The following is an 8981-nucleotide window of genomic DNA, read 5'->3' as shown; positions in this document are numbered from 1 at the left end:
AGGTGGCGTATATTACGCTTTCCTCTTTCAGAGTCAACCCTCATTTTCAGGTTTTTCTCTTCAACCGAACCGGCTGTTTGCGTGAAGTGATTCACATCCGCCGTGTCGATGGAGGCGCATTATAGGGATCCCATTTTTTAGCACAAGTATTTTTTGGATCTTTTTTTCTGAATGCTTGTTTTTCACTCCTTTCGCTACATTCCTGCGCAATTTGGCTGATTTTTGATAGCTAAACCACTTGCACAGTCTCAATAATCCAACCAAAGTCTTCATTACTGCTCTATTTTCGTTGAGGTAAACATGTCTGATGTACTGCGTCCTTATAAGGATCTTTTCCCACAGATCGGAAATCGCGTAATGATCGACACCAGCAGTGTCGTCATTGGTGATGCCCGTTTGGCTGATGATGTCGGAATTTGGCCACTGGTTGCCATTCGTGGCGACGTTAACTATGTACAAATTGGTGCCCGTACAAACATTCAGGACGGCAGCGTTCTCCATGTCACACATAAATCCACGTCTAATCCGCAGGGTAATCCATTGATCGTGGGTGAGGATGTAACGGTCGGTCATAAGGTCATGCTACACGGCTGTATCATTGGCAACCGCGTATTAGTCGGCATGGGTTCGATTCTGCTGGATGGCGTGGTAGTAGAAGACGACGTTATGATTGGGGCTGGGAGCCTGGTTCCCCAAAATAAACGCCTGGAAAGCGGGTATCTGTACCTGGGAAGCCCGGTTAAACAAATCCGTCCATTAAGCGATGAAGAGAAAGCAGGCTTACAATATTCAGCTAACAACTATGTTAAGTGGAAAGATGAATATTTAAGTCAGAGTAACCAAACCCAACCTTGAGCATCTTCCTGCTGGGCCTGGATCAATCCTTCAACTTCTTCTTCCAGATCCCAGCGATGCTGTTGAAAGATTTCCAACCACTGTTCAGGCGTGTCGCCGCCAAAGCGGGACGCCAGCATCTCTCCAGAGATGGCACATGTTAACTGCATACCATGAACCATCGCCGGAAACACAACGGCGTTGACATCCGTGCGCCATTCTTCTCGATCGGGAAACTGGATCGCCTGATTCATGCCGACAATTCCTGCTGCATGCTTTTAATGACGGGTTCAATCTGCGGCAAAACCCCATGCCAGAGTAAAACGGCGTGCGCTGCTTGCCCCACCAGCATACCCAGGCCATCAGCATATTGTTTCGCCCCATGTTCGGCACACCAGGAGAGGAACGGTGTATCTCCTTTCTGATAAAACATGTCATAACAATAGACAGATGGGTGAATAAGAGATGTCGGAATAGCCGGTATCTCACCGCTAATTCCGCTGGATGTCGCGTTAATAATTAGATCAAAACTGTAATTATCAAGCTCGTCCATTCCTACCGCCTGTACGCTGCCGGTATGGGAGAAGATTTGTGCCAGTTCTTCAGCGCGCGAAGCGGTACGGTTAACAATAGTCACCGCACAATCCATAGAAAGAAGAGGTAATAAAACTCCACGGGATGCACCACCCGCACCAATCAACAGAACTCGCGATCCGGGACGAATAAAAGATAAACGCTCAAGATCGCTCAACAAGCCGATACCATCCGTGTTGTCTCCCAGTAAACGTCCATCCTCCAGCCGTTTAAGGGTATTGACGGCTCCAGCAAGCGATGCCCGCTCCGTTAGTTCATCGGCACGTGCAAATGCCTCTTCTTTAAAAGGCACGGTGACATTTGCCCCCTTCCCGCCCTCAGCAAAAAAAGCGTTCAGCGTATTCACAAAATCATTGATAGGCGCCAGTACACGCCCATAGGAGTGATCAATCTTCAGCTGCTCTGCAAATTGCTGATGAATAAAGGGCGATTTACTGTGCGCTATCGGATTACCAAAAACAGCATAGGCTTCTTTCATATTACCCCTGTCGAAACTGTTCACCTGTCAGAGCATCACGGATCTCCGAAGGATTCAAACGCCCCCCGGTCTCCCCTTCAACCACGGGAAAGTCTGTACCGAACTGTGCGCGAACTTCCTCTACCGTTCTGCAAGGCGGTAAGCCACTCAAATTAGCACTGGTAGAAACTAACGGTTTGCCATAAGCCTGGCACAACGCAACCACCAGCGGGTGATCAGTGACGCGAACAGCCAGAGAATCAAAGCGCCCGGTCAACCAGCGTGGCGTTGTCGCAAGCGCTGGGAAAACGAAGGTAACAGGACCAGGCCAACGGGCGAAAACAGCGTCACGTTGAGCATCGGTGAGCATGCTATCGTCGATATATGGTTTAAGTTGTTCAAAGTTTGACGCGATTAAAATTAACCCTTTATCGACCGGACGTTGTTTTAGCGCCAACAAACGGGTTACAGCCGTTTCGCTATCGGGGTCGCAGCCGACACCAAATACAGCTTCAGTTGGATAGGCGATGACTTTTTCTTGTTTCAGAACCGCTATCGCCGCAGCGATAGCGTCTGTGGGCAGGCTATTATTCACTTTTTTATTCCGCCGAAATCGGCTTTCCACATTGTTTACTGGCACAGAAATGCTTCACACCCTGCGCGGTTTTCTTTTCGATGAGAAGCGGATAATGACACTCAGGACATTCTCCGGCTAACGGTTTGAAGTTAATGACAAACTGGCACTCCGGATAGCGATCGCAGGAGTAAAAGGTTTTGCCATAACGGGAACGCCGCTGGACAAGATGACCAGTCTGGCATTGAGGACAGACTATTGCTGTTTCATCAGGCTTGTCGATGAGCTCGGTGTGATCGCACGCAGGATAGTCACTGCATCCAATAAACATACCGAATCGTCCCTGTCTCAGCACCAGCTCAGCGCCACATGCAGGACAAAGCTTACCCTCCAGAACTTTGACAACATGTCCGTCCGCGGAAGATTTCAGCGGACGGATGTAATCGCATTCTGGATAGTGTGAACAACCGAGAAACGGACCGTGTTTCCCGGAACGAATAACCAGTTCAGCCCCGCATTGTGGGCAGGGCTCGTTTTTACGCACCGTGAACAGTGCTGATTTAGCCATAACAACTCATACTGAATGAAGATTGATTAATGCAGCATACCTTCATTCACTTCAAAGAGTAATTCTTCCATTTGCTGATAGGCATTTTCACAACCTGGAATGTTGAATAGCACCATCAGAATCACCCACTTCAGGTCTTCCAGATCGAACTCTGCCGTATCTAGCGCGAGTACGCGCTCAATAACCATTTCTCGCGTTTCGAGGTTTAGCACCTGAATCTGCTCCAGGAATAGCAGGAATCCTCTACAGCTTGCATCCAGTCGATCGCACTCTTCCGCAGTATAAATACGTATAGAAAGAGGGTCCGATGCCAGCTGCATAGGTTCAGCAAGGCCATCCTGATAGTCAGCAAGCTTCTCCAGCCAAAGTAACGCGTTGTAAATGTCTTCACGATCAAAACCAGCGTCGGTAAGATCCCGTTCCAGTTTGTCCTGATCCACACGCAGCTCAGCTTCGTTATGGATATATGTCTCAAACAAATACATTAGTACGTCGAACATGGCATGCCCTCCTCAATCGGACATAGCCGCCGGGTACAGCTGCGATCCACCCTGCTAACTCCAGTTCGAGCAGTTGAGCCACTACCTCTGGCACAGGTTGGCCGGCACGTTCAGCGACGACGTCAACAGGTGTTACCTCATCTCCTACGTTAGCCAGGAGCTCCGGAAATGGCAATGCCACCTCTTCGTGATCTGGCGAATAAATTGATTTTTCAGGTTCATCTGGCAACCATTGCAGCCCATATTGCAAATTTTCAAGAATTTCCTCTGGTGTCGTCACAAGCATGGCTCCCTGCTGAATAAGCCAATGCGGGCCTTCACTTCCCGGGCTCCCAATCGGCCCTGGTAAAGCAAACACCTCCCGCCCTTGTTCAATTGCACAGCGAGCAGTAACCAGTGAACCACTACGCTGTGCAGCTTCAACGACCAGTACACCTTTACTTAGACCACTGATAATACGATTTCGTCGGGGAAAATTGCGCGGCAAAGGGAGCGTATCTAATGGGAACTCAGACACCAGTGCGCCCCCAGCCTCAATCAGTCGCTCCGCAAGACGGATATGCTGTCGTGGGTGAATGGTCTCAAGTCCATTTCCCAGCACCGCAATACTTGTGCCTTGTCGGTTTATCGCAGCATTGTGCGCCACGCCATCAATCCCCCGGGCCAGACCGCTGGTGATCGTCACCCCACATGCAGCAAGCTTTTCACAAAACAACCGTCCCCAGCGTTCGCCATACCATGAATGTTGTCGACTACCGACAACGGCAACTTGAAATGAGTGGAGGCATGCGGGAGCTCCTGCAACAAAAAGCACCCCAGGATAATCCTCAATCGCACGGAGCTGTGGCGGATAATGCTCGCTGTCGGCAACCACAAAATGGTGGTTAGGCTGTTCAAGCCAGCGCAGCGTTTTTTCCAGCGTCAGATCTGAAAAGGTTAAAAAGCGTCTTGCCTGGCGTGGAGAGAATCCTGCCTGCAAGAGTACCGCGTTGTTAATGCACGGTTGAGTATTGAGCCAGTGAGCAACGCGCACTATCTCATCACCATACAGTTCATTCACTTGCGCTAAACGTAGCCAAATTTCGATTTGGGTCATCCCTGTTCCCCTGCCACAAGCAGTCCTGGCAATCTTTGCGATTGGTCACTGATGCTGTCAATCAGAGGGGGTTTTGTCTAGAATAGAGGTAATAATCTTTTCAACTCCTGAACTCAACTCTGGATAACTATGTCAGTTTTGCAAGTGTTACATATTCCGGACGAGCGCCTTCGCAAAGTCGCAAAACCGGTTGAAGAAGTGAATGCAGAAATTCAGCGTATCGTTGATGATATGTTCGAAACGATGTACGCCGAAGAAGGTATCGGTCTGGCAGCAACACAGGTCGATATTCATCAGCGCATCATTGTTATTGATGTCTCTGAAAATCGCGATGAGCAGTTGGTACTCATTAACCCAGAACTGCTGGAAAAAGACGGCGAAACCGGCATTGAAGAAGGCTGTCTGTCTATTCCTGAACAGCGTGCGTTAGTACCGCGTGCAGAGAAAGTAAAAATTCGTGCGCTCGATCGCGACGGCAAATCTTTTGAACTGGAAGCCGATGGCCTGCTCGCTATCTGCATTCAACATGAAATGGATCACCTGGTCGGTAAACTATTTATCGATTATCTGTCTCCGTTGAAGCAACAACGCATTCGTCAGAAAGTTGAAAAACTCGACCGCCTGAACGCCCGAGCTTAAGGACAAGGATCAACGTGTCAGACTCACTACGTATTATTTTTGCGGGTACACCTGACTTTGCAGCGCGTCATCTCGACGCGCTGCTGTCTTCTGGACATAACGTCGTTGGCGTGTTTACCCAACCGGACCGCCCGGCGGGACGCGGTAAAAAGCTGATGCCCAGCCCGGTAAAAGTGCTGGCAGAAGAAAAAGGGATACCGGTCTTTCAACCCGTCTCTCTTCGCCCTCAGGAAAACCAGCAGTTGGTTGCTGATTTACACGCAGACGTGATGGTGGTGGTGGCATATGGCCTGATTCTGCCAAAAGCCGTACTGGAAATGCCGCGCCTGGGTTGTATCAACGTTCACGGTTCCCTGCTTCCGCGCTGGCGGGGTGCAGCACCGATCCAGCGCTCACTGTGGGCAGGCGACGCCGAAACCGGTGTTACCATCATGCAGATGGATGTTGGCCTCGACACCGGTGATATGCTGCTGAAGCTGTCCTGCCCAATTACGGCAGAAGATACCAGCGGTTCGTTATATGACAAGCTGGCAGACCTGGGGCCTCAGGGGCTGATTGAAACGCTAAAACAGCTGGCTGCCGGTACAATAAAACCGGTGGTACAAGACGAATCACTGGTTACGCATGCAGAAAAACTCAGCAAAGAAGAGGCCCGTATCGACTGGTCGCTTTCGGCTGTTCAATTGGAACGCTGCATCCGCGCCTTTAACCCCTGGCCAATGAGCTGGCTTGAAATCGATGGTCAGCCAGTGAAAGTCTGGCAAGCTTCGGTTATTGCTGTAAACACCCAGGCCGAGCCAGGCACCATTCTAGAGGCGACAAAGCAGGGTATCCAGGTCGCAACAGGCGACGGCATTCTGAATCTTATCTCTTTGCAGCCTGCCGGTAAAAAAGCCATGAGCGCGCAGGATCTGCTTAATTCGCGCCGGGAGTGGTTCGTGCCCGGAAACCGTCTGGCCTGACGGTTCATCTCTTTAAGCCCGGTGTCTCCGGGCATTTTTATTTTTGCGCTTATGAAAAAACATCTTAATTTACGCAGTATGACGGCCCAGGCCGTCGAACAGGTTGTCGAGAAAGGACAATCACTAAGTAACGTGCTGCCCGCCATGCAGCAAAAAGTTGCCGATAAAGACAAAGCACTGTTACAGGAACTTTGCTTCGGCGTATTGCGTACACTCTCTCAACTGGAGTGGATGATCCAGCAACTGATGGAACGTCCAATGACGGGCAAACAGCGCACCGTTCACTACCTGATCATGGTGGGCTTCTACCAACTGTTGCATACTCGTATTCCAGCACACGCTGCGTTAGCTGAGACCGTAGAAGGCGCGGTCGTTATTAAGCGTCCACAGCTGAAAGGGCTGATCAACGGCGTACTGCGCCAGTTTCAACGCCGTCAGGATGAACTGCTAGCCGAGTTTGCGCAAAGCGATTTGCGCTTCTTACACCCCTCCTGGCTGGTGAAACGTATTAAAAGTGCGTATCCGCAGAAGTGGGAAGCCATTCTTGAAGCCAATAACCAGCGACCGCCGATGTGGCTACGAGTCAATCGTAATCACCATACTCGCGACGCCTGGCTAGACCTGCTTACCGAAGCGGGATTAACAGGTTTTCCGCATCCAGACTACCCGGATGCAGTGCGTCTGGAAACACCGGCTCCAGTTCACGCCCTCCCTGGTTTTGACGAAGGTTGGGTCACCGTTCAGGATGCCTCCGCTCAAGGATGCGTAAATTATCTGTTGCCGGAGGACGGTGAACAGATCCTCGACCTGTGCTGTGCGCCGGGCGGTAAAACCACTCACATTCTGGAAGTTGCTCCGCTAGCTAACGTCATGGCCGTCGATGTGGATGAAAAACGCTTATCGCGCGTTTACGACAATCTGAAACGTCTGGGCATGAAGGCAACCGTAAAACAGGGGGATGGCCGCTATCCACAGCAGTGGTGCGGTGAACAACAGTTTGACCGTATTTTGCTGGACGCCCCATGTTCTGCTACCGGGGTGATCCGTCGCCATCCGGATATCAAATGGCTGCGCCGCGACCGGGATATTGCCGAACTTGCCCAATTACAGGCTGAGATCCTGAATGCTACCTGGTCACATCTTAAATCTGGCGGCACGCTGGTGTATGCAACGTGCTCTATCCTGCCAGAAGAGAACCAGCAGCAAATTGCCGCCTTCCTGGCACGCACACCGGATGCGGTATTAAGCGAAACCGGTACGCCGGAAAAACCCGGACGTCAGAATTTACCGGGTGCGGAAGATGGCGATGGCTTCTTTTACGCTAAGCTAATCAAAAAGTGATGAGATAACGGGTCGCGACTGATGAAAATTATCATTCTGGGCGCAGGGCAAGTTGGCGGTACGCTGGCTGAAAACCTGGTCGGAGAGAACAACGATATCACGGTAGTCGATACCAATGGCGAACGCCTGCGCAGCCTGCAGGACAAGTTTGATCTCCGTGTCGTGCAAGGGCATGGTTCGCATCCCCGCGTATTGCGTGAAGCCGGTGCCGACGATGCCGATATGCTGGTTGCCGTAACCAGCTCAGATGAAACAAATATGGTTGCCTGCCAGGTAGCTTATTCACTGTTTAATACGCCTAATCGCATCGCCCGTATTCGTTCACCAGATTACGTTCGCGATGCCGACAAGCTGTTCCAATCCGATGCGGTGCCAATCGATCATCTGATTGCACCTGAGCAACTGGTTATCGATAGCATTTATCGCCTGATTGAATATCCGGGCGCATTGCAGGTGGTGAATTTTGCCGAAGGTAAAGTCAGTCTGGCAGTAGTAAAAGCCTATTACGGCGGGCCGCTTATCGGTAATGCGCTGTCAACAATGCGTGAGCATATGCCGCACATCGACACCCGCGTTGCGGCCATTTTCCGTCATGACCGACCGATCCGTCCGCAAGGTTCTACGATCGTTGAAGCGGGTGATGAAGTCTTCTTTATTGCGGCATCACAGCATATACGCGCCGTAATGAGTGAACTGCAGCGTCTGGAAAAGCCGTACAAACGCATTATGTTAGTGGGTGGCGGTAATATCGGTGCGGGTCTGGCACGTCGTCTGGAAAAAGATTACAGCGTCAAACTGATCGAACGTAATCAACAACGCGCATCCGAACTTGCAGAGAAACTACAAAATACGATCGTCTTTTTTGGTGATGCTTCGGATCAAGAGTTACTGGCCGAAGAACATATCGATCAGGTCGATCTGTTCATCGCAGTGACCAACGATGATGAAGCAAATATCATGTCGGCGATGCTTGCCAAACGGATGGGTGCCAAGAAAGTAATGGTGTTGATCCAGCGCAGAGCATACGTCGATCTGGTGCAAGGCAGCGTGATCGATATTGCGATTTCACCGCAGCAGGCGACCATCTCCGCGCTGCTGAGCCACGTGCGTAAAGCTGATATTGTTGGCGTTTCTTCACTTCGCCGTGGCGTCGCGGAAGCCATTGAAGCCGTCGCACACGGGGATGAAACGACGTCGAGAGTTGTAGGGCGTTCAATTGATGAAATTAAACTTCCGCCCGGAACCATTATTGGCGCCGTTGTACGTGGTAACGATGTCATGATTGCCAACGATAACCTGCGCATTGAGCAGGGCGATCACGTAATTATGTTCCTGACAGATAAAAAGTTTATTACCGACGTCGAGCGACTATTCCAGCCAAGTCCTTTCTTCCTGTAATAATTTGGGCGCTAATAC

At 50.7% G+C, this 8981-nt stretch carries 11 protein-coding genes; 5 read left to right on the top strand and 6 right to left on the bottom strand.

The genetic code is table 11. The annotated features are described in order from the left end of the window. Window positions 1-300: 300 nt before the first annotated feature. Window positions 301-855, top strand: coding sequence for a gamma carbonic anhydrase family protein (locus OGX90_RS02070; protein WP_048215431.1), 555 nt, complete (start codon window positions 301-303; stop codon window positions 853-855). On the opposite strand, the gene OGX90_RS02065 is transcribed toward OGX90_RS02070, so the two are convergent. Genes OGX90_RS02065 through dprA form a run of 6 tightly spaced genes read right to left on the bottom strand, consistent with a single transcriptional unit; the run spans window position 831 to window position 4623 of the window. Further along, the gene (locus OGX90_RS02065; RefSeq protein ID WP_111464686.1) at window positions 831-1088 is read right to left on the bottom strand and encodes a DUF1488 family protein; all 258 of its coding nucleotides are present in this window, start codon (window positions 1086-1088) and stop codon (window positions 831-833) included. The genes OGX90_RS02070 and OGX90_RS02065 overlap by 25 nt on opposite strands. Continuing rightward, window positions 1085-1906 (bottom strand): shikimate dehydrogenase, encoded by an 822-nt coding sequence (aroE, locus tag OGX90_RS02060; protein WP_048215430.1) that lies wholly within the window; start codon window positions 1904-1906, stop codon window positions 1085-1087. Before aroE ends, OGX90_RS02065 begins: the two co-directional genes overlap by 4 nt. 1 nt (window position 1907) lies before the next feature. Next, window positions 1908-2480, bottom strand: a complete 573-nt coding sequence (tsaC, locus tag OGX90_RS02055) for an L-threonylcarbamoyladenylate synthase type 1 TsaC (RefSeq protein ID WP_008786283.1) — start codon at window positions 2478-2480, stop codon at window positions 1908-1910. A gap of 4 nt (window positions 2481-2484) precedes the next feature. Next, on the bottom strand, window positions 2485-3027 hold the full coding sequence (locus OGX90_RS02050) for a DNA topoisomerase family protein (protein ID WP_008786284.1): 543 nt from the start codon (window positions 3025-3027) through the stop codon (window positions 2485-2487). A 26-nt stretch (window positions 3028-3053) separates the two neighbouring features. After that, the gene (gene smg / locus OGX90_RS02045; protein ID WP_003031162.1) at window positions 3054-3527 is read right to left on the bottom strand and encodes a DUF494 family protein Smg; all 474 of its coding nucleotides are present in this window, start codon (window positions 3525-3527) and stop codon (window positions 3054-3056) included. Next, entirely contained in the window at window positions 3499-4623 is a 1125-nt protein-coding gene (gene dprA, locus OGX90_RS02040) for a DNA-protecting protein DprA (RefSeq protein ID WP_167820840.1), read from the bottom strand. Before dprA ends, smg begins: the two co-directional genes overlap by 29 nt. 129 nt (window positions 4624-4752) lie before the next feature. Between dprA and def the strand changes: the two genes are divergently transcribed. From def to trkA, 4 genes are read left to right on the top strand one after another with little or no spacing between them, the layout of a single operon-like run. After that, complete coding sequence (gene def / locus OGX90_RS02035; RefSeq protein ID WP_003828283.1) at window positions 4753-5262, top strand: peptide deformylase; 510 nt, start codon at window positions 4753-4755, stop codon at window positions 5260-5262. Between the two features lie 14 nt (window positions 5263-5276). After that, complete coding sequence (gene fmt, locus OGX90_RS02030) at window positions 5277-6224, top strand: methionyl-tRNA formyltransferase (RefSeq protein ID WP_008786286.1); 948 nt, start codon at window positions 5277-5279, stop codon at window positions 6222-6224. Window positions 6225-6275: 51 nt separating this feature from the next. Further along, complete coding sequence (rsmB, locus tag OGX90_RS02025; RefSeq protein ID WP_153687934.1) at window positions 6276-7565, top strand: 16S rRNA (cytosine(967)-C(5))-methyltransferase RsmB; 1290 nt, start codon at window positions 6276-6278, stop codon at window positions 7563-7565. Between the two features lie 21 nt (window positions 7566-7586). Beyond that, window positions 7587-8963 carry a Trk system potassium transporter TrkA gene (trkA, locus tag OGX90_RS02020; RefSeq protein ID WP_003031153.1) on the top strand — a complete coding sequence of 459 codons (1377 nt, stop codon included), beginning with the start codon at window positions 7587-7589 and terminating at the stop codon, window positions 8961-8963. Window positions 8964-8981: the final 18 nt, after the last annotated feature.

The sequence above is a fragment of the Citrobacter sp. Cpo012 genome (genome assembly GCF_030333015.1).
Classification (GTDB): Bacteria; Pseudomonadota; Gammaproteobacteria; order Enterobacterales; family Enterobacteriaceae; genus Citrobacter; species Citrobacter portucalensis.
This window is presented reverse-complemented; position numbering and strand designations above follow the sequence as displayed.